The following is an 18,401-nucleotide window of genomic DNA, read 5'->3' on the forward strand; positions in this document are numbered from 1 at the left end:
GCAGACACACCATGAGCACTGAAAAAATCAATCTCGACATCCATAAGATTCTTACGCTGCTGCCGCATCGCTACCCGATCCTGCTCGTGGACCGGGTGCTCGAGCTCGAGCCGCACAAGAGCATCAAGGCGTTGAAGAACGTGTCGATCAACGAGCCGTACTTCATGGGGCATTTCCCGCAGCGTCCCGTTATGCCCGGCGTGCTGATCCTCGAAGCGCTCGCGCAGACGGCGGCGCTCCTGACGTTCGCCGAGGAGCCGCGCGAGCACGATCCCGAAACGACGCTGTACTACTTCGTCGGTATCGACGGTGCGCGCTTCAAGCGCGTCGTCGAGCCGGGCGATCAACTGATTCTGAACGTGACGTTCGAGCGCTACATGCGCGGCATCTGGAAGTTCAAGGCGCGCGCGGAAGTCGACGGCGCCACCGCCGCCGAAGCCGAACTGATGTGCACGGTCAAGCACACGAACGAGTGACGAGAAGGGCCAAAAGCGCATGAGCAGGATTCATCCCACTGCGATCATCGAGCCGGGCGCGCAACTCGGCGAAGACGTCGAAATCGGGCCGTACGCGGTCGTCGGCGCAAACGTGACGATCGGTGCCCGCACGACCGTCGGTTCGCACAGCGTCATCGAAGGCTATACGACGCTCGGTGCCGACAATCGGATCGGCCACTACGCGTCCGTCGGCGGCCGGCCGCAGGACATGAAGTATCAGGGCGAGCCCACGCGGCTCGTGGTCGGCGATCGAAACACGATCCGCGAATTCACGACGATCCATACCGGTACCGTCCAAGACGGCGGCGTGACGACGCTCGGCGACGACAACTGGATCATGGCGTACGTCCATATCGGTCACGATTGCCACGTCGGCAGCCACGTCATCTTGTCGAGCAACGCGCAGATGGCGGGCCACGTCATCATCGGAGATTGGGCGATCGTCGGCGGCATGTCGGGCGTGCACCAGTTCGTGAAGATCGGCGAGCACTCGATGCTAGGCGGTGCGTCGGCGCTCGTGCAGGACATTCCGCCGTTCGTCATCGCGGCAGGCAACAAGGCCGAGCCGCACGGCATCAACGTCGAAGGGCTGCGCCGGCGCGGTTTTTCGGCCGATGCGATCTCCGCGCTGCGCAGCGCCTACCGGCTGCTGTACAAGAACGGCTTGTCGCTCGAAGAGGCGAAGGTGCAGCTTGCGGATCTCGCAACGGCGGGCGGCGATGGCGACGAGCACGTGCGCAAGCTGATCACGTTCATCGAAACCTCGCAGCGCGGCATCATTCGCTAGGCGATGACGCAATCGAATCCGCTGCGCGTCGCGATGGTCGCCGGCGAGCCGTCCGGCGATTTGCTGGCGGCCTCGCTGCTCGGCGGCCTCGCTCGCACGTTGCCGGCTGCAACGCGCTTTTACGGCATCGGCGGTCCCCGCATGACGGCGCAGGGCTTCGAAGCCCATTGGCCGATGGACAAGCTCGCCGTGCGCGGCTACGTCGAAGCGCTGCGCCACATTCCCGAGATTCTCGGCATTCGCAATGAACTGAAGCGGCAGCTGCTAGCGGAGCCGCCGCACGCGTTCATTGGCGTCGACGCGCCCGATTTCAATTTCGGGCTCGAGCAGCCGCTGCGCGCGGCCGGCATTGCCTCGATTCACTTCGTTTGCCCGTCGATTTGGGCTTGGCGCGGCGGCCGCATCAAGACGATCGCCAAGGCCGTCGACCACATGCTCTGCGTGTTCCCGTTCGAGACGGCGCTGCTCGAAAAGGCCGGCGTGCCGGCTACCTACGTCGGTCATCCGCTCGCGGATGAAATCCCGCTCGAACCCGATGTCGCCGGTGCGCGCGCGGCGCTGGGCCTGCCCGCGGCGGGGCCGATCGTCGCCGTGCTGCCGGGCAGCCGGCGCTCGGAGATCGGCTTGATCGGGCAGACGTTTTTCGAGGCGATGGCGATCATGCAGCGCCGCGAGCCGGGTCTGACGTTCGTCATGCCCGCGGCGACGCCGGCGTTGCGCGAACTGTTGCAGCCGCTCGTCGCGGCGCATCCCGGTCTCGCGCTGACGATCACCGACGGCGATGCGCAGCGCGCGATGACGGCCTCCGATGCCGTGCTCGTGAAGAGCGGCACGGTCACGCTCGAGGCGGCGCTGCTCAAGAAGCCGATGGTGATTTCGTACAAGGTGCCTTGGTTGACGGGACAAATCATGCGCCGGCAGGGGTATTTGCCGTACGTCGGCTTGCCCAATATCCTGGCCGGGCGGTTCGTCGTGCCGGAGTTGCTGCAGCATTTCGCCACGCCCGAGGCGCTGGCCGATGCCACGCTCGTTCAGTTGCGCGACGACGCGAATCGGCGCACGCTGACCGAGGTGTTCACGCAGATGCATCTGACGCTGCGCAAGAATACGGCCGAGCGTGCAGCCGAAGCGGTTGCGCGCGTGATCGAAGCAAGGAAGCCGCGTCTATGACGAGTTCGCCACCGTCGGCACGTGCGAAACGGGCATCCGACGCCTCGAACGCCGAATCGGCGGCGGGCGCGCCGAGCCGCGCCAAGCGCGGCAGCGTTTCATCGCAGGACGCGCTCGATTTCAGTTCGCCGCTCGATGTCGTTTGCGGCGTCGACGAGGCGGGGCGAGGGCCGCTCGCCGGGCCCGTCGTCGCGGCCGCCGTCATTTTGGATCCGAAGCGGCGCATCCGCGGGCTCGACGATTCGAAAGCATTGAGCGCCAAGAAGCGCGAGGAACTCTACGAGAAGATCGTCGAGCGATCGCTCAGCTATTGCGTGGCGTCGGCGAGCGTCGAGGAAATCGACCGGCTCAATATTTTGCATGCCACGATGCTGGCCATGAAACGGGCGGTCGAAGGGTTGGCGCTGACGCCGACGCTCGCGCGCATCGACGGCAACCGCTGCCCGCAGCTATCGGTACGCAGCGAGGCGGTGATCGGCGGCGACGCGCTCGTGCCCGCGATTTCGGCGGCATCGATCCTGGCGAAAGTCACGCGTGACCGGATGCTGCTCGAACTGCACGCGCAGTTTCCCGTGTATGGCTTCGATGCGCATGCCGGCTACGGCACGCCCCAGCATTTGGCGGCGCTGACCGAGCATGGGCCGTGCGAGCATCATCGCCGATCGTTCGCACCCGTGCGCGTGGCGTTCGAGCGGCTCGGCGTCAAGGTGACGCTGCCCGGCGGCGGCCGCGTTGCGGCGGTCGAGCTCCGTAAGGATGCGTTCGGCGAGGACGCGTTCGGTGAAGTCGGCGAGGGTCCGCTTTCGTGAAATCGATCACTTCGCGCGACAACCCGCTCTACAAGCGCGTGAAAGCGCTCGCCGCCTCGACGCATCAGCAAAAGAAGGGCGGCCAAGCGCTGTTGGAGGGCTTTCACCTTGCCGGCGCCTACCTCGATGTCGCGGGGCAACCCGAAACATGCATCGTGACGGAAGGTGCGCTACAGCACGACGAGGCGCAAGCGATCGTCGCGCGTGTCGACGCCGAGCGCGTCGTCGTGCTGCCCGACGCGTTGTTCGGCCAATTGTCGAGCGTCGTGCATGGTGTCGGCATGCTGCTGCTCGTGCGCAAGATCGGCGCGACGCTGCCCGAGCGCGTGCGGGAAAGCTGCGTCGTGCTCGACGGAGTCCAGGATGCGGGCAACGTGGGGTCGATCTTGCGCAGTGCCGCCGCCGCGGGCGTGAAGCAGGTGTTTTGCGCGCCGGGTACGGCCTACGCTTGGTCGTCGAAAGTGCTGCGTTCGGCAATGGGCGCGCATTTCCTGCTCGATGTCCACGAAGACGTCGAAGCCGCGACCCTGATCGAGCGGCTCGCCGTACCGGCGGCCATCACCGATTCGCATGCGCCGCAGGCGCTCTACGATTGCGACCTCTCGGGGCCGATCGCTTGGGTCTTCGGGAACGAGGGGGCGGGCGTGTCGGCAGCGTGGCGCGGGGCCGTCACGCATCGCCTGACGATTCCGCAGCCGGGCGGAATGGAGTCGCTGAACGTGGCGGCCGCCGCGGCGATCTGTTTGTTCGAGCAATGCCGCCAGCAGCGCGGGAGCCGTTGAGCCGCCGCCTCTGACGCGGGCTGAGTGTGCTCTTGCTCCGTCGGGACGGGACCCGTGACGCGGCGCCCCGCGGTCGAGCAGGCCGACCGAGAGGGGCGCTTGTCTTTGTCTCCCCGCTAACGCCTAACTCAATAAGTCGGCCGGTCCAGCTTGATTTCCTGCAGGATCGTCGTCGCGATCTCTTCGATCGACTTGTGCGTCGACGACAGCCACTTGATGCCTTCCCGCCGCATCAGCGCTTCCGCTTCGTTGATTTCGTAGCGGCAATTCTCCGGCGCGGCGTATTTGCTGCCCGGGCGCCGCTCGTTGCGGATCTCGGACAACCGCTGCGGATCGATTGACAATCCAAATAGCTTCTCCCGATGGGAAATCAGCGGCGTGGGCAGCTTGCCGCGCTCGAAGTCCTCCGGGATCAACGGATAGTTGGCCGCTTTCACGCCGTATTGCATCGCCAGGTAGAGGCTTGTCGGCGTTTTGCCGCTGCGCGACACCCCGACGAGGATGACGTCGGCATCGGCCAGATTGCGGTTCGACTGCCCGTCGTCGTGAGCGAGCGAGAAGTTGATCGCCTCGATCCGCGTTTTGTACTCCTCGGTATCGGCGTTCTGGTGCCCACGGCCGATCGCGTGGGTCGACTTCATTTCGAGTTCTTGCTCGAGCGGCTCGACGAACTGTTGGAAGATGTCGAGGACGAGCGCGTTCGAATTCTTGACGATCGCGTTCGAGGCGCTGTCGACGAGCGTCGTGAAGACGATCGGGCGGCGGCCGTCGAGTTCGGCGGATTCGGAGATTTTTTCGATCGTCGCGTACGCTTTGTCGACCGAATCGACGAACGGAACGCGCACGAGGCGAAATTTCTGATCGAATTGGGACAGGATCGAGTGCGCGAACGTTTCGGCGGTGATCCCCGTCCCGTCGGAGACGATGAATACGGTAGGCGGCATCGGCAAACGCTTCAAAAGCAGTGGCGCTGAGGGCGGAAACGCGATTTTCGCGCGTTTTTGCGAGCAGGGGTGCCGGCGATTTACATTTTGTCATCCCCTTGTCGCAGGAGAGCGAGCAGGGCGATGGAAGCAGGTTAGAATAGCGGCAACCTGTTGGATAAGCAATTGCAATCGGCCGTGCGTGGCGATTGCTTCTCCAACAGGTTTCGCGTGCTGCGCGCCAGGGCTCCATTGGCCCGCGCGCACCAAGCCCACACGCGCGACCGTGAATTTTTTTCACACTTAGGGGCTTGTATGACTAACGCAGCAAACGTCACGAAGGATCAGGCGTATGTAATTCCGTTCGAACAGCTACGGATGACCGATGTGGAGATCGTGGGCGGCAAGAATGCGTCGCTCGGCGAGATGATCAGCCAATTGGCTGAGGCTGGCGTGCGCGTGCCGACAGGCTTCGCCACCACGGCGCTGGCATTTCGCGAATTCCTCCAACACAACAATTTGACCGAACGGATTGCCGCTCGGCTCGAGACGCTCGACGTCGACGACGTCAAGGCGCTCGCGGCCGCAGGCAAGGAAATCCGCGCATGGATCGTCGACGCGCCGATGCAGCCGCGCCTCGTGGACGAAATTCGCGCGCAGTTCGACATCCTCCAAGCCGGCTCGCCCGAAGAGCTGTCGTTCGCCGTGCGTTCGTCGGCAACGGCCGAAGATTTGCCTGACGCTTCGTTCGCTGGCCAGCAGGAAAGCTATCTGAACGTGGTCGGCATCGAGGACGTCCTCGATCGCATGAAGCACGTGTTCGCGTCGCTCTACAACGACCGCGCAATCTCCTATCGCGTCCACAAGGGCTTCACGCACGCGGAAGTCGCCTTGTCGGCCGGCGTTCAGCGCATGGTGCGTTCCGACGTCGGCGCGGCCGGCGTGATGTTCACGCTCGATACGGAATCGGGCTTCAAGGATGCCGTGTTCATCACCTCGAGCTACGGCTTGGGCGAGACCGTCGTGCAAGGGGCGGTGAATCCGGACGAGTTCTACGTCTTCAAGACCACGCTCGAGCAAGGCAAGTATCCGATCATCCGCCGCTCGATCGGCTCCAAGCTCATCAAGATGGAGTTCACGAAGCCGGGCGAGCCGGGCCGCGTGAAGACGATCGACGTGTCGCACGAGCAGCGCAATCGGTTCTCGATCACCGACGAAGACGTGATCGAGCTCGCCAAATACGCCGTCATCATCGAAAAGCACTATCAGCGCCCGATGGACATCGAGTGGGGCAAGGACGGCCGCGACGGCAAGCTGTTCATCCTGCAGGCGCGCCCCGAGACGGTGAAGAGCCAAGGCCACGGCAAGGTCGAGCAGCGCTTCAAGCTGCGCGGCCAGTCGCAAGTGCTCGCGACGGGCCGAGCGATCGGCCAGAAGATCGGCGCGGGCCGCGTGCGCGTGATTCACGATCCGTCGGAGATGGAGCGCGTGCAGCCGGGCGACGTGCTCGTGGCCGACATGACGGACCCGAACTGGGAGCCCGTGATGAAGCGCGCGTCCGCGATCGTCACGAACCGCGGCGGCCGGACCTGTCACGCCGCGATCATCGCGCGCGAGCTCGGCGTGCCGGCCGTGGTCGGCTGCGGCGATGCGACGGACGTGCTGAAGGACGGCTCGCTCGTCACCGTTTCGTGCGCGGAAGGCGACGAAGGCAAGATCTACGACGGCCTGCTCGAGACGGAAGTGACGGAAGTCTCGCGCGGCGAACTGCCGCCGATTCCCGTCAAGATCATGATGAACGTCGGCAATCCGCAGCTCGCGTTCGACTTCTCGCAGTTGCCGAACGCCGGCGTCGGCCTCGCGCGGCTCGAGTTCATCATCAACAACAACATCGGTGTCCACCCGAAGGCGATTCTCGAGTACCCGAACGTCGATCAAGACTTGAAGAAGGCGGTCGAGAGCGTCGCGCGCGGACACGCGTCGCCGCGTGCGTTCTACGTCGACAAGCTGACCGAAGGCATCGCGACGATCGCGGCGGCGTTCTATCCGCGTCCGGTGATCGTGCGTCTGTCCGACTTCAAGTCGAACGAGTACAAGAAGCTCATCGGCGGTTCGCGCTACGAGCCGGATGAGGAAAACCCGATGCTCGGCTTCCGCGGCGCCTCGCGCTACATCGCGCAGGATTTCGCGCAGGCGTTCGAGATGGAATGCTTGGCATTGAAGCGCGTGCGCGAGGACATGGGCCTTTCGAACGTCGAAATCATGGTGCCGTTCGTGCGTACCGTTAAGCAGGCGGAGCGTGTGGTCGGCTTGCTCGAGAAGTTCGGCCTGAAGCGCGGCGAGAAGGGCCTGCGGCTCATCATGATGTGCGAAGTGCCGTCCAATGCGATTCTGGCGGAGCAGTTCCTGCAGCATTTCGACGGCTTCTCGATCGGTTCGAACGACTTGACGCAGCTCACGCTGGGCCTCGATCGCGACTCGGGCATGGAGTTGCTCGCAGTCGATTTCGACGAGCGCGACGAAGCCGTCAAGTTCCTGCTCAAGCGTGCGATCGAAACCTGCCGCCGCATGGATAAATACGTCGGAATTTGCGGCCAAGGGCCGTCGGATCACCCCGACTTCGCGCAGTGGCTGGCCGACGAAGGGATCGCGTCGATCTCGCTGAATCCCGACACGATTATCGAGACGTGGCAAGCGCTGGCGAAGGCCGCCAAGTAACAATGCCCTGTTGATGGTCCCGCGTACCAATGCGGGCCTCGCTTCGTGCTATAACGCCCCGGTATATCCGGGGCGTTTTATTTCGAGGGGACCATTCAAATGGCGCTGCACGATTTTCTTTGGTGGATCTGCGCGGGGACGCTGATTGTCGCCGAACTGCTGACGGGCACGTTCTACTTGTTGATGATCGCGCTCGGGTTCATCGCAGGGGCGCTCGTGAGGCTGAGCGGAGGGAGCTTTGCGGCGCAGTGCGTCTGCGCCGCACTCGTCGCGCTGGCCGCGGTCGTTGCGCTGCGGCGCTCGCGGTTCGGCCGTCGTCGCCAGCAGCGCGATGCGTCGAGCAATCCCGACGTCGTCTTGGATGTCGGCGCGCCGGTTGAAGTCAAGGCTTGGAACGACGGCCGGGCGCGCGTGCCCTATCGCGGCGCCCAGTGGGACGTCGAATTGGCTCCCGGGGAGCGCGAGGACGCACGCTTCTACGAGATTTCGGCCGTGCGGGCCAACCGCCTCATTTTGGTGGAGAAAGGGCGCGCAACCACGCGCTCGCATCAACCCGTGTCAACAACGAAGGAGTAAAAAAACATGGACATGACTATCGTCGGGGTCGTGCTGCTCATCGTCGTGATCTCGATCGTCGTTCAGACGATCAAGAGCGTGCCGCAGCAGCATGCGTGGGTCGTCGAGCGTTTCGGCCGCTATCATGCGACGCTGGCGCCGGGGCTCAACATCGTCATGCCGTTCGTCGATCGCGTCGCCTACCGCCACGTGCTCAAGGAGATTCCGCTCGACGTGCCGGGCCAGATCTGCATCACGCGCGACAATACGCAGCTGCAAGTCGACGGCGTGCTCTATTTCCAGGTGACCGATGCGATGAAAGCATCGTACGGTTCGAGCAACTACGTGCAGGCCATTACGCAGCTATCGCAAACGACGCTGCGTTCTGTTATCGGCAAGCTCGAACTCGACAAGACGTTCGAGGAGCGCGATCTGATCAACCATAGCGTCGTATCCGCGCTCGATGAGGCGGCTTCGAGCTGGGGCGTGAAGGTGCTGCGCTATGAAATCAAGGATTTGACGCCGCCCAAGGAGATCTTGCACGCAATGCAGGCGCAGATCACGGCTGAGCGGGAAAAGCGCGCGCTGATCGCGGCGTCGGAAGGGCGCAAGCAGGAGCAGATCAACATCGCCTCGGGCGGCCGTGAAGCGGCGATCCAGAAATCCGAAGGGGAGAAGCAAGCGGCGATCAACCTGGCGCAAGGGCAGGCCGCGGCGATTCTGGCGGTGGCCGAGGCGAACGCGCAGGCGATTCAAAAGATCGCTCAGGCGATCCAATCGACGGGCGGCATGGACGCCGTCAACCTCAAGGTGGCCGAGCAGTACGTGAATGCGTTCGGCAATCTGGCGAAATCCGGCAACACCTTGATCGTGCCGGGCAATCTCTCGGACTTGGGTTCGATGGTGGCCTCCGCGCTCGCGATCGTGAATCGAGGCAAGAGCACCGTCGGGGCGGACGGGCGTTGAGCGCATGAGGGGCGCGACAGATTGACGCGCCCCCGCTCCCTCGTCAGTTCGCCGAACGCATGATGCGCGCTTTCTCGCGTTCCCAATCGCGCTTCTTTTCGGTCTCGCGCTTGTCGTGCAGCTTCTTGCCCTTGGCGAGGCCGACTTCGCATTTGACGCGGCCTTCCTTGTAATGGAAATTCAGCGGCACGAGCGTGTAGCCGCGCTGCTCGACCTTGCCGATCAGCTTTTTGATTTCGTCGCCGTGCAAAAGCAGCTTGCGCGTGCGTACGGGATCGGGCGTGATGTGCGTCGACGCCTCGGGCAGCGGGCTGATGTGCGCGCCGATCAGGAACAGCTCGCCGTCACGGATGATGACGTAGCCTTCCTTGATCTGGCCGCGCCCGGCGCGAAGCGCCTTGACTTCCCATCCCTCGAGCACGAGCCCCGCTTCGTAGCGTTCCTCGATGAAGTAATCGAAGAAGGCCTTTCTGTTGTCGATGATGCTCATGAATATGAACGGCGCCCAACTCGTTTAAAATTGCAATTTTAGCAAAGCGGCGGCCAACGAGCCGCGACGCTCGCCCCACTTCCGCTGCGCGCAGTGCTTCTTATGGCAGATGTCCAGAAAACCGTGTTGATCCGCCACTCGGCGGAGAGAATGTTCGATCTCGTCACCGACGTGGCCGACTATCCCAACTTCCTGCCTTGGTGCGGGGGTGTCGAAATTCGCCGGCAGGACGAGCACGAGATGGAGGCGCGCATCGACATCAACTTCAAGGGCATCAAGCAGCACTTCGCCACGCACAACACGCAGGATCGGCCCACGCGTATCGACATGGAGTTCGCCGACGGCCCGTTCCGCAAGTTCACGGGCTACTGGCGCTTCACGGCGCTGCGCACCGATGCCTGCAAGATCGAATTCGCGCTGCACTACGAATTCTCGAGCGTGATTCTCGAAAAGCTCATCGGGCCCGTGTTCAATCACATCGCGAATACGTTCGTCGAATCGTTCGTCAAGCGCGCCGACGAGCGCTACGGCCGGCCATGAGCGCGCCGCTTTCCGTCGAGGTTTGCTACGCGCGGGCGGACGCCCAGACGCTGATCGCGCTGACGCTCCCGGCCGGCGCCACCGTGCGCGATGCGCTGGCCGCGAGCGCGATCGCCGCCAAGCATCCCGAAATCGATGCCGCCACGGCCAAGGTCGGCATCTTCGGCAAGCCGACAACGCTGGACGCGCTGCTCGCCGATCACGACCGCGTCGAGATCTATCGGCCGCTCATCGTCGATCCGAAGCTGGCGCGCCAGCGCCGCGTGGAAAAGACGCGCCGCGCGGGCTCGATCGAGGGTCGCAAGTGGCAGTCTAAGGATTCGCGCCGACCGTAAGCGCAGCGTGATCGATCGGGGCCGGACGTCCGGCCCCGTCGTCGTGACTATCGTGACGCCGGACCGACCAGGACACGCCCGCGATCAGCAGCAAGATGGCGGCGGCTTCCAGGGGCCGGGGCAGGCGTGCGTCGTAGACGAACCCGTAAAGCAGGGCGAACAGTGTCTCGAATACGATCAACTGGCCGGAAAGGGTCAGCGGAACGCGTTTGGATGCGGCGTTCCACAGGGCGGTGCCCAACCACGACGCGCCAACCGCAAGGCCCAGATTGAGCAGCCAGAACGTGTGCCAGCGCGCGGCAACGTGCGGTGCAGCCTGCGCCGCGCCGGGTACCAGCGAGCAGATGCCCCACAGGACAGCGCCAAACACGCCCGTGGCGAGCCCGAGCAGGACGGACCACTCGTTACCGTCGAAATGAGGGTTGCGCCGCAAGTAGCGGGTGTTTTCGACGGCGAACCAGGTCCAGCTGGCGAGCGCGCCGGCGGCGCACAGCACGCCGATGAGCTTGTCCAGCACGCCGCCCGCGCCCGGCTGCGAGGGGACGGCTGCGAATACATCCACGTTGATGCAGACGATCCCCGCCAACACGAGCGCCAGCGGCCAGCGCAGCCGTTCGAGCGGGACGGCGCCGGCGTCGCGCCGTCCCGCCAGCGTGACGGTGACGGGCAGCACGCCGACGATCAGCGAAGTCGGGCCGATCCCGACCCGATGCACGCCGGCTGTCAAAAAGACGTAGTAGACGAGATTGCCGACGAGCGCGAGCTTTCCCACCGCCCAAAGATCGGCGCGCGTGAGCTTGCCTGCGAGCCGGCGCGCCATGGGCAGCGCCGCGGCAACCGAAACGAGGCCGTACATCATGCAGCGCGCCGCGCCGAGCAGCATCGGCGCGAAATCGGGCAGCAGGCGCGGCACGAGAAAGACCGTGCCCCATATCGCGCCCGCCAACATCCCGTACATCACTCCGCGCCGCATGTTCGCTCTCCTTCGAAATAAGTCAGCGGGCGAAGCTTACGCGGGGGCGGGGGCCGTCGTCTTGTTTCATTCTGCAATGGCGGCATGTGGGCGGCATGTGCGGCGCGTGCGGCATGTCGTTTGCGGCGCCGCGAAGCATCCGCTTTTCCTCTGTGCTGACCAAGCCCGGGGCTCGAACGCGCGGCCGGAACAAACGAAACTTTCGCGAACACGGGTCGAACCGGAAAGCGAAACGAGTCGTGCGCCGCGCGCAGAAAAAACGCTAACTTGCTGTTCGCGCAGTGAAAAGCAGGGAGGTATCGCGTATAATTCGCTTTTGCGCCCATAGGATTTGCCATGCGTCTGATCCAAAAAGCACTCACGTTCGATGACGTGCTCCTCGTCCCGGCGTTCTCCGACGTTCTGCCGCGCGACACCAGCCTCAAGACCCGGCTGACTCGCCACATTTCCCTGAACATGCCGCTCGTTTCGGCCGCGATGGATACGGTCACCGAAGCGCGGCTCGCGATTGCGATGGCGCAGCAAGGCGGCGTCGGCATCATCCACAAGAACCTGACGGCGGCCGAGCAGGCGCGCGAAGTCGCGAAGGTCAAGCGTTTCGAATCGGGCGTCGTGCGCGATCCGATCACGGTTCCGCCGGAAATGAAGGTGCGCGACGTGATCGCGTTGTCGATGCAGCATGGCATCTCGGGCTTTCCCGTCGTCGAAGGCGCCCAGTTGAAGGGCATCGTCACGAACCGCGACCTGCGTTTCGAGACGCGGCTCGACGAGCCCGTGCGTACGATCATGACGCCGCGCGAGCGCCTCGTCACGGTCAAGGAAGGCACGGCGCTGGCCGAAGCCAAGGCGCTGATGCACAGCCACCGCCTTGAGCGCGTGCTCGTCGTGAACGACGCGTTCGAGCTGCGCGGCCTGATGACGGTCAAGGACATCACTAAGCAAACGGAACACCCGGACGCTTGCAAGGACGAACACGGCAAGCTGCGCGTGGGCGCGGCGGTGGGCGTGGGCGCCGACAACGAAGAACGCGTCGCGGCGCTGGCCGCGGCCGGCGTCGACGTCATCGTCGTCGATACGGCGCACGGCCACAGCCAAGGCGTGCTCGAGCGCGTGCGCTGGGTCAAGAAGAACTTCCCGCACGTCGAAGTCATCGGCGGCAACATCGCCACGGCCGACGCGGCGCGTGCGCTCGTCGAATACGGTGCCGATGGCGTGAAGGTCGGCATCGGTCCGGGTTCGATCTGTACGACGCGTATCGTCGCCGGCGTCGGCGTGCCGCAGATCACGGCGATCACGAACGTTGCCGAAGCGCTGAAGGGCACTGGGGTGCCCGTGATCGCCGACGGCGGCGTGCGCTTCTCGGGTGACGTCAGCAAGGCGCTGGCGGCCGGTGCGAATGCCGTCATGATGGGCAGCATGTTCGCGGGCACGGAAGAGGCGCCGGGCGATGTGTTCCTGTTCCAAGGCCGCCAGTACAAGTCGTACCGCGGCATGGGCTCGGTCGGCGCGATGAAGGACGGTGCCGCCGATCGCTACTTCCAAGACAACTCGGCGAATATCGACAAGCTCGTGCCCGAGGGTATCGAAGGGCGCGTGGCCTATAAGGGCTCGGTCGGTGCGATCCTGTTCCAATTGATCGGCGGCGTGCGTGCCAGCATGGGCTACTGCGGTTGCCGCACGATCGACGAGATGCACGAGAAGGCGCAATTCGTCGAGATCACGGCGGCGGGCATGCGCGAATCGCACGTGCATGACGTCCAGATCACGAAGGAAGCGCCGAACTACCACGTCGACTAAACCCCGATCGCCGATGAAACCGCTGCTGCGCGCCGTTCTGATCGTCGATGCCGGGCTCTACCTGAGCTCCGGCGCGGCGTTGCTGCTGTCGCCGATTGCCGGTGTGCAGCGCACGCTGCAATTGACCCCGATCGAGCCCGCGATGGCTGGGCAGATGCTCGGCCTCGCGCTGCTCGGGTTGGCATGGCTTGCGCTGCGCGGTGCCTTCGATGGCGCGATGACGATTGGTGTTGCGAAGATCGTGGGCCATGTAACGTGGCTCGCCGGCGCGCTCGTGCTGGCGTGGACGCTGGGGCCGCATAAGTTGTGGCTGCCGGCGCTCGGGATCGTGCCGAATCTGTTGATCGGCGGGTTGCTCATCGTCGTCGGGCTCGGCGGCGCGCGCTTCGCGGGGGCGGTACGCCGGCGCGAAATCGACAAAGCCGCGCAAGCGGCCGGCAATGGCGCGAAGGGCAAAGGGAAGGGGCGAGGCGCCACAGCGGAGCCTGCTGCATCTGCCTCCTCTGCGTCTGGTGCGCCTGAAGAGCCCGTGTTGCGTCCGGCGGAGCGTAGCGACGCGGGCGCCTCGGGCGCCGGGATTCCGCCGCGTACCGAGCGGCAGGTCGAGCGGCCCTTTGCACCGTCATCGGAGCCGGGCGTTCGTGGCGCCGACGGCGCGTCTGCATCGGCACGCGCCGGTGCCGCGAGCGGCGGCGACGACGTGCGCGCAAGTCGGTCGGCGTCGGCGCCACGGCCACCGTTTCATGGTTGAGCGCATTCGTTCCAGCGCTTTCGACCCAATTATCTTGCGTTCGCGCGCCGCTGCTACGCGGCACGCGGTGCTTAACCATTCATTCGCAGCGCGGCCAGCGCTGCGTCCGCATTCGTTCACTATCGATCCGTGCCCACCATGCATGACAAGATCCTGATCCTCGACATGGGTTCGCAAGTCACTCAGTTGATTGCGCGCCGTATTCGCGAAGCACACGTCTACTCGGAGATTCATCCGTACGACGTGGACGACGCGTTCATCCGCGAATTCGCGCCGAAGGGCATCATCCTTTCAGGCGGCCCGAGCTCGGTCACGGAAGCCGATGCGCCGCGGGCGCCGCAGGCGGTGTTCGAATTGGGCGTGCCGGTGCTCGGCATTTGCTACGGCATGCAGACGATGGCCGAGCAACTCGGCGGCAAGGTCGAACTGGGTCACGTGCGCGAGTTCGGCTATGCCGAAGTGCGCGCCCGCAACCATACGAGCCTGCTAGAGGGCATCGAGGATTTCCACACGCCGGAAGGTCACGGCATGCTGAAGGTGTGGATGAGCCACGGAGACAAAGTCACGCAGATGCCGGAAGGCTTCGCGCTGATGGCGTCGACCGAATCGTGCCCGATCGCCGCGATGGCCGACGAGGCGCGCCGCTTCTACGGGCTGCAGTGGCACCCGGAAGTGACGCATACGGTCCAGGGCCGTGCGATGCTCGAACGCTTCGTGCTGCGGATTTGCGGGGCGAAGGCCGATTGGGAGATGGGGCATTACATCGACGAGGCCGTCGAAAAGATTCGTCGGCAAGTCGGCGGCGAGCACGTCATTCTCGGCTTGTCGGGCGGCGTCGATTCGTCGGTGGCCGCGGCGCTGTTGCATCGCGCGATCGGCGATCAATTGACGTGCGTGTTCGTCGATCACGGCTTGCTGCGCTTGAACGAAGCCGAGCAAGTGATGGCGACGTTCGCCGATCATTTGGGCGTGCGCGTGATTCACGTCGATGCGAGCGAGGCGTTCCTCTCGAAGCTGGCCGGTGTGACGGATCCGGAGCACAAGCGCAAGATCATCGGTGCCGAGTTCGTCGAGGTGTTCCAAGCCGAGGCGGGCAAGCTGACGGATGCCAAGTGGCTGGCGCAAGGCACGATCTATCCGGACGTCATCGAATCGGCCGGCAAGGGCAAGAAGGCGACGCATACGATCAAGAGCCACCACAACGTCGGCGGGCTGCCCGAGACGCTGAATTTGAAGCTGCTCGAGCCGCTGCGCGAGCTGTTCAAGGATGAGGTGCGCGAACTGGGTGTGAAGCTTGGGTTGCCGCCCGCGATGGTGTATCGCCATCCGTTCCCGGGGCCGGGCCTCGGTGTGCGGATTCTCGGTGAGGTGCGCCGCGATTTTGCCGATCTGCTGCGCCGTGCCGATGCGATTTTCATCGAGACGCTGCGCAATACGATCGACAAGGAAACAGGCAAGTCGTGGTACGACCTCACGAGTCAAGCGTTCGCCGTGTTCCTGCCGGTGAAGAGCGTGGGGGTGATGGGCGATGGGCGTACGTACGAGTATGTCGTTGCCTTGCGGGCCGTGCAGACGCTCGATTTCATGACCGCGCATTGGGCGCATCTGCCGCATGAATTGCTCGGGCAGGTGTCGAACCGGATCATCAATGAGGTGCGGGGGATTAATCGCGTCGTTTATGACATCTCCGGGAAGCCGCCGGCGACGATTGAGTGGGAGTGAGTTTTACTACGGAGCTGATGGATATTGGGGGCGCCTTAGGGCGCCCCTTTCTTTTGGCTGTTGCCGGTGCTGGATATCGGCGCGGGCATAACGATGCTATTCGTGTCTGGTCGACTTGCGCTGTGTCGGGAGAGTGGGCGGGCTCTCGGTCATAAATCGCTTCGGCGCCGAAATGCTATCTTCGTGTTACATTATTCCGGATTAGTGTCCAATGAAGATAGCACGATGCCGACCCCTCACGCTCCTTCCGCTGGTGTCCGACGGGCGCTGCGCAAATTGGGTTCCGACATCCACGACGCGCGGCGGCGCCGTCGGTTGACCATGGCGGTGATTGCCGAGCGCGCCTTTACGTCGAGGGCAACGCTTCAGCGCGTGGAGGCGGGCGATCCGGGCGTAAGCATGGGCATATATGCAGCCGTGCTATTGGCGCTGGGGCTTTTACGCGGGCTACAAGACGTTGCCGATGCTGCTCACGATACCGTCGGGCTGTCGCTGGCCGCTGCGGCGTTGCCTCGGCGCGTCCGGCTGCCGCGTGGTAAAGGGAAGGGCGATCATGGCTGATGTCGAGGTATATCGGCGATGTCAATGACGGGGGGCGGGACGGCGAACACGGCAGTTATCCCGATCGCTTCGGGGATGGCTAGCCTTCGCCGGGCGAACGTAGCTTGGACTGCACGGCGCAGTTCGGCTGGATCCAAGGTTTCCTCGGTTAGCAGTACCCAAAGATCGAAGTAATCCTTCATGCGAGTGTTGGCCATGCCCAGCAGGCACACTGCGTGAAACTTCTCGGCCACCACTGTGTACTTCGGATAGGCCCGCAGTTGTGGGGCCGGCAGATCGTCGAGCAGCACCGGATAGCTCACGGGTTCAGGTACCGGCGTAACGGCGTCGCCGAAGCCGATATCTACCTGCAGCGCTATGCGCGCCCCATCCAGCTTCGCCTGCAGGTCGATCCGTACTCCGCCGTAGCCGGCCTCCTTGCGGATTTCGGAGCCCCTGACCGATCCAGGTTCGAATGCGATGCCGTCCTCGACTTCGATCTGGCCAATCTCACGGAAAGTCGCGATGGTGGTGTCGATGTCGTCTGGGCAATAACCCAGCAGATCGGCATCACGCGTTGGCCGGTGCGGCTGGTCGTACCACAAAGAAAAGAGCAGGGCCCCCTTGAGCAGGTAGTTGTCGGCATGCCGGGAGATCGAAAGCCGGTACAGCAGCCGTTCTAGCCCGTACTGGGTGAGCGTCAGGTTGAAGTCCTGCTTTGCGGCATCCGCGTGCTGCTTCAGGCGAGCGCGAATGGACGCGGCGAGGTTGCGGTTCATGTGGTCATGCTCTCGAGATAGGGGCGCATGACATTGGTCACGCGGTTTACCGTCGCATAGTGCCAGAGCATGTCCATCGTGAGCCTGCGTTGCGACCATCCGTCGCGCAGCGCTTCCAGGGCTACGTCAAGGCCGATCTTGTTGCGGTACTTGAAGCAGTCCGCTACCGTCTTGGCCACGTTGAACACGGGCACCTGTACGCCATCGATCTCTATCCGCTCGATGCCTTCGGTCAGAGCTGCGCCTGACATGCGTACCACGCGCAGGGACGGCTGATCCAGGCGCGGCGTGGGCGTATGTGGCGGAATGGCCATCCAGACCTCGAAGGGGGCTTGTGTGCCGATGCCGTGTACGCGCAGTGCTGACAGTAGGCACACGACACCACGCGGCACGCGCAGCGCGGACTCGGCCAAGGATCGATGCTCGCTGGGTACGGACCCGTGCAGGCTGTAGACGCCTCGGGCAACGCGTTCGAGTTTGCCCGCGGCAACGAGCCGGCTGAGCACCATGGTCGGTAGGCCTTGTTTGACCAGATCGCGGGCGCGCAGCAGCGGCCGGCGCTCGGCGAGCGCTAGGACGGTTTGTTCGAGCGTTTCGTCTGGGGAGGGCATCGTACCGAGAGTTTGTTGTGTTTTTTATACATTTGTCAATAAAGGACTAACCAATGCATCAAGGGTGCATGACGGCCAACGTGACCCGGACATGGCAATCGGTCGCTCAGGAAGTCGGTTCCAGGCGCGCGGAGATTGCCCGCATGGGGAGTGCCTTCGAGCACGCTGACCTCAGCGCCGCATTACGGTTGTGACCGTATCGAGGGCCGCGTTCGAGGGAGCCTGTTTGAGCGAGCCTAACGATATCGACGCCGCATGACGACGTCGCCGCGCTTCTACCGTATCGCTGCGTGCCTGCCCTCGTTTGATTGACGGCAAGGGCGCGCGGGGATGTCTTCACCGGGCGCTCGCTACGTAGGGTACCGGGGTGCCGGCTAACGTGTGTTGGAGCGCGGCCGAAACAGGAAAAACCCGGAGTGAGTTTTATCGGTACCCTATTCGTTACATTTCGATAGGTCGATCCCCGTAAACGTGCGGGCACGTCTCGGCCTGTCGACCGGACAACACCGCGCAAAGCGAGGCGTCGCCGGTTCAACCGAACACTGAAAATCAACAGTTAGCGGCCGCGCTGGCAGCGCTCGACCCGCCGAGAGCGCATTACCAGCAATACTTGAGCACGCGGGAGGCCAACCATGACATGTGGCACCCCCCTCAAG

Annotated in this window: 19 protein-coding genes; 14 read left to right on the top strand and 5 right to left on the bottom strand. The window is 64.0% G+C overall.

All coding sequences use genetic code 11. The features are described 5' to 3' along the window. The first annotated feature begins 11 nt into the window (after positions 1 to 11). From fabZ to DWV00_RS07935, 5 genes are read left to right on the top strand one after another with little or no spacing between them, the layout of a single operon-like run. A complete protein-coding gene (fabZ, locus tag DWV00_RS07915) occupies positions 12 to 476 on the top strand; it encodes a 3-hydroxyacyl-ACP dehydratase FabZ (RefSeq protein WP_115533012.1) in 465 nt (154 codons plus the stop codon). Positions 477 to 495: 19 nt separating this feature from the next. After that, complete coding sequence (gene lpxA, locus DWV00_RS07920; protein ID WP_115533013.1) at positions 496 to 1,284, top strand: acyl-ACP--UDP-N-acetylglucosamine O-acyltransferase; 789 nt, start codon at positions 496 to 498, stop codon at positions 1,282 to 1,284. Between the two features lie 3 nt (positions 1,285 to 1,287). Then, on the top strand, positions 1,288 to 2,454 hold the full coding sequence (lpxB, locus tag DWV00_RS07925; RefSeq protein WP_115533014.1) for a lipid-A-disaccharide synthase: 1,167 nt from the start codon (positions 1,288 to 1,290) through the stop codon (positions 2,452 to 2,454). After that, the gene (rnhB, locus tag DWV00_RS07930; protein ID WP_115533015.1) at positions 2,451 to 3,263 is read left to right on the top strand and encodes a ribonuclease HII; all 813 of its coding nucleotides are present in this window, start codon (positions 2,451 to 2,453) and stop codon (positions 3,261 to 3,263) included. Before lpxB ends, rnhB begins: the two co-directional genes overlap by 4 nt. Then, positions 3,260 to 4,045: a TrmH family RNA methyltransferase gene (locus DWV00_RS07935; protein ID WP_115533016.1), complete on the top strand. Its 786-nt coding sequence runs from the start codon at positions 3,260 to 3,262 to the stop codon at positions 4,043 to 4,045. The genes rnhB and DWV00_RS07935 overlap by 4 nt, the downstream gene beginning before the upstream one ends. Before the next feature lie 128 nt (positions 4,046 to 4,173). Here DWV00_RS07935 and ppsR read toward each other — a convergent pair whose 3' ends face one another. Further along, positions 4,174 to 4,989, bottom strand: a complete 816-nt coding sequence (gene ppsR / locus DWV00_RS07940; protein ID WP_115533017.1) for a posphoenolpyruvate synthetase regulatory kinase/phosphorylase PpsR — start codon at positions 4,987 to 4,989, stop codon at positions 4,174 to 4,176. A 294-nt stretch (positions 4,990 to 5,283) separates the two neighbouring features. Between ppsR and ppsA the strand changes: the two genes are divergently transcribed. The 3 genes from ppsA to DWV00_RS07955 all read left to right on the top strand — a co-directional run bounded on the left by ppsA (position 5,284) and on the right by DWV00_RS07955 (position 9,207). Next, positions 5,284 to 7,686 (top strand): phosphoenolpyruvate synthase, encoded by a 2,403-nt coding sequence (gene ppsA / locus DWV00_RS07945; RefSeq protein ID WP_115533018.1) that lies wholly within the window; start codon positions 5,284 to 5,286, stop codon positions 7,684 to 7,686. A 99-nt stretch (positions 7,687 to 7,785) separates the two neighbouring features. Beyond that, positions 7,786 to 8,262, top strand: a complete 477-nt coding sequence (locus DWV00_RS07950; protein ID WP_115533019.1) for an NfeD family protein — start codon at positions 7,786 to 7,788, stop codon at positions 8,260 to 8,262. Between the two features lie 6 nt (positions 8,263 to 8,268). Continuing rightward, positions 8,269 to 9,207, top strand: coding sequence for an SPFH domain-containing protein (locus DWV00_RS07955; protein ID WP_115533020.1), 939 nt, complete (start codon positions 8,269 to 8,271; stop codon positions 9,205 to 9,207). Between the two features lie 43 nt (positions 9,208 to 9,250). Here the strand turns inward: DWV00_RS07955 and smpB are convergent, their stop codons facing one another. Then, a complete protein-coding gene (gene smpB / locus DWV00_RS07960) occupies positions 9,251 to 9,697 on the bottom strand; it encodes an SsrA-binding protein SmpB (RefSeq protein ID WP_115533021.1) in 447 nt (148 codons plus the stop codon). A 102-nt stretch (positions 9,698 to 9,799) separates the two neighbouring features. On the opposite strand from smpB, the gene DWV00_RS07965 reads away from it, so the two are divergent. Together DWV00_RS07965 and DWV00_RS07970 are read left to right on the top strand one after the other, a co-directional pair. After that, positions 9,800 to 10,237, top strand: a complete 438-nt coding sequence (locus DWV00_RS07965; RefSeq protein WP_115533022.1) for a type II toxin-antitoxin system RatA family toxin — start codon at positions 9,800 to 9,802, stop codon at positions 10,235 to 10,237. Next, positions 10,234 to 10,572 (top strand): RnfH family protein, encoded by a 339-nt coding sequence (locus DWV00_RS07970; protein WP_115533023.1) that lies wholly within the window; start codon positions 10,234 to 10,236, stop codon positions 10,570 to 10,572. The genes DWV00_RS07965 and DWV00_RS07970 overlap by 4 nt, the downstream gene beginning before the upstream one ends. On the opposite strand, the gene DWV00_RS07975 is transcribed toward DWV00_RS07970, so the two are convergent. Continuing rightward, a complete protein-coding gene (locus DWV00_RS07975; protein WP_115533024.1) occupies positions 10,550 to 11,545 on the bottom strand; it encodes a DMT family transporter in 996 nt (331 codons plus the stop codon). The genes DWV00_RS07970 and DWV00_RS07975 overlap by 23 nt on opposite strands. A gap of 336 nt (positions 11,546 to 11,881) precedes the next feature. Here DWV00_RS07975 and guaB point away from each other — a divergent pair, with 336 nt between their 5' ends. The 4 genes from guaB (at position 11,882) to DWV00_RS07995 (ending at position 16,376) form a co-directional block, all read left to right on the top strand. After that, positions 11,882 to 13,342, top strand: a complete 1,461-nt coding sequence (guaB, locus tag DWV00_RS07980; protein ID WP_115533025.1) for an IMP dehydrogenase — start codon at positions 11,882 to 11,884, stop codon at positions 13,340 to 13,342. A gap of 13 nt (positions 13,343 to 13,355) precedes the next feature. Continuing rightward, the gene (locus DWV00_RS07985; RefSeq protein ID WP_115533026.1) at positions 13,356 to 14,093 is read left to right on the top strand and encodes a hypothetical protein; all 738 of its coding nucleotides are present in this window, start codon (positions 13,356 to 13,358) and stop codon (positions 14,091 to 14,093) included. A gap of 138 nt (positions 14,094 to 14,231) precedes the next feature. Continuing rightward, on the top strand, positions 14,232 to 15,815 hold the full coding sequence (gene guaA / locus DWV00_RS07990) for a glutamine-hydrolyzing GMP synthase (RefSeq protein WP_115533027.1): 1,584 nt from the start codon (positions 14,232 to 14,234) through the stop codon (positions 15,813 to 15,815). A gap of 276 nt (positions 15,816 to 16,091) precedes the next feature. Continuing rightward, entirely contained in the window at positions 16,092 to 16,376 is a 285-nt protein-coding gene (locus tag DWV00_RS07995; protein WP_245964773.1) for an XRE family transcriptional regulator, read from the top strand. On the opposite strand, the gene DWV00_RS08000 is transcribed toward DWV00_RS07995, so the two are convergent. Both DWV00_RS08000 and DWV00_RS08005 read right to left on the bottom strand, forming a co-directional pair. Further along, positions 16,367 to 17,134 carry a nucleotidyl transferase AbiEii/AbiGii toxin family protein gene (locus tag DWV00_RS08000; RefSeq protein ID WP_115533029.1) on the bottom strand — a complete coding sequence of 256 codons (768 nt, stop codon included), beginning with the start codon at positions 17,132 to 17,134 and terminating at the stop codon, positions 16,367 to 16,369. The two genes, DWV00_RS07995 and DWV00_RS08000, sit on opposite strands and share 10 nt — an antisense overlap. Further along, the gene (locus tag DWV00_RS08005) at positions 17,131 to 17,745 is read right to left on the bottom strand and encodes a type IV toxin-antitoxin system AbiEi family antitoxin domain-containing protein (RefSeq protein ID WP_115533030.1); all 615 of its coding nucleotides are present in this window, start codon (positions 17,743 to 17,745) and stop codon (positions 17,131 to 17,133) included. Before DWV00_RS08005 ends, DWV00_RS08000 begins: the two co-directional genes overlap by 4 nt. Between the last annotated feature and the right edge of the window lie 656 nt (positions 17,746 to 18,401).

It is taken from the genome of Trinickia dinghuensis, assembly GCF_003367175.1.
In the GTDB taxonomy this organism is placed as follows: Bacteria; Pseudomonadota; Gammaproteobacteria; order Burkholderiales; family Burkholderiaceae; genus Trinickia; species Trinickia dinghuensis.

Excerpts from the sequence above, each read along its gene's own strand:
- fabZ (WP_115533012.1), top strand. The coding sequence starts at position 12 with ATGAGCACTGAAAAAATCAATCTCGACATCCATAAGATTCTTACGCTG.
- guaA (WP_115533027.1), top strand. The coding sequence starts at position 14,232 with ATGCATGACAAGATCCTGATCCTCGACATGGGTTCGCAAGTCACTCAG.
- ppsR (WP_115533017.1), bottom strand. The coding sequence starts at position 4,989 with ATGCCGCCTACCGTATTCATCGTCTCCGACGGGACGGGGATCACCGCC.
- DWV00_RS07975 (WP_115533024.1), bottom strand. The coding sequence starts at position 11,545 with ATGCGGCGCGGAGTGATGTACGGGATGTTGGCGGGCGCGATATGGGGC.
- smpB (WP_115533021.1), bottom strand. The coding sequence starts at position 9,697 with ATGAGCATCATCGACAACAGAAAGGCCTTCTTCGATTACTTCATCGAG.
- DWV00_RS07965 (WP_115533022.1), top strand. The coding sequence starts at position 9,800 with ATGGCAGATGTCCAGAAAACCGTGTTGATCCGCCACTCGGCGGAGAGA.
- rnhB (WP_115533015.1), top strand. The coding sequence starts at position 2,451 with ATGACGAGTTCGCCACCGTCGGCACGTGCGAAACGGGCATCCGACGCC.
- DWV00_RS07970 (WP_115533023.1), top strand. The coding sequence starts at position 10,234 with ATGAGCGCGCCGCTTTCCGTCGAGGTTTGCTACGCGCGGGCGGACGCC.
- DWV00_RS07955 (WP_115533020.1), top strand. The coding sequence starts at position 8,269 with ATGGACATGACTATCGTCGGGGTCGTGCTGCTCATCGTCGTGATCTCG.
- DWV00_RS08005 (WP_115533030.1), bottom strand. The coding sequence starts at position 17,745 with ATGCCCTCCCCAGACGAAACGCTCGAACAAACCGTCCTAGCGCTCGCC.
- DWV00_RS08000 (WP_115533029.1), bottom strand. The coding sequence starts at position 17,134 with ATGAACCGCAACCTCGCCGCGTCCATTCGCGCTCGCCTGAAGCAGCAC.
- DWV00_RS07985 (WP_115533026.1), top strand. The coding sequence starts at position 13,356 with ATGAAACCGCTGCTGCGCGCCGTTCTGATCGTCGATGCCGGGCTCTAC.
- lpxB (WP_115533014.1), top strand. The coding sequence starts at position 1,288 with ATGACGCAATCGAATCCGCTGCGCGTCGCGATGGTCGCCGGCGAGCCG.
- ppsA (WP_115533018.1), top strand. The coding sequence starts at position 5,284 with ATGACTAACGCAGCAAACGTCACGAAGGATCAGGCGTATGTAATTCCG.
- lpxA (WP_115533013.1), top strand. The coding sequence starts at position 496 with ATGAGCAGGATTCATCCCACTGCGATCATCGAGCCGGGCGCGCAACTC.
- DWV00_RS07950 (WP_115533019.1), top strand. The coding sequence starts at position 7,786 with ATGGCGCTGCACGATTTTCTTTGGTGGATCTGCGCGGGGACGCTGATT.
- guaB (WP_115533025.1), top strand. The coding sequence starts at position 11,882 with ATGCGTCTGATCCAAAAAGCACTCACGTTCGATGACGTGCTCCTCGTC.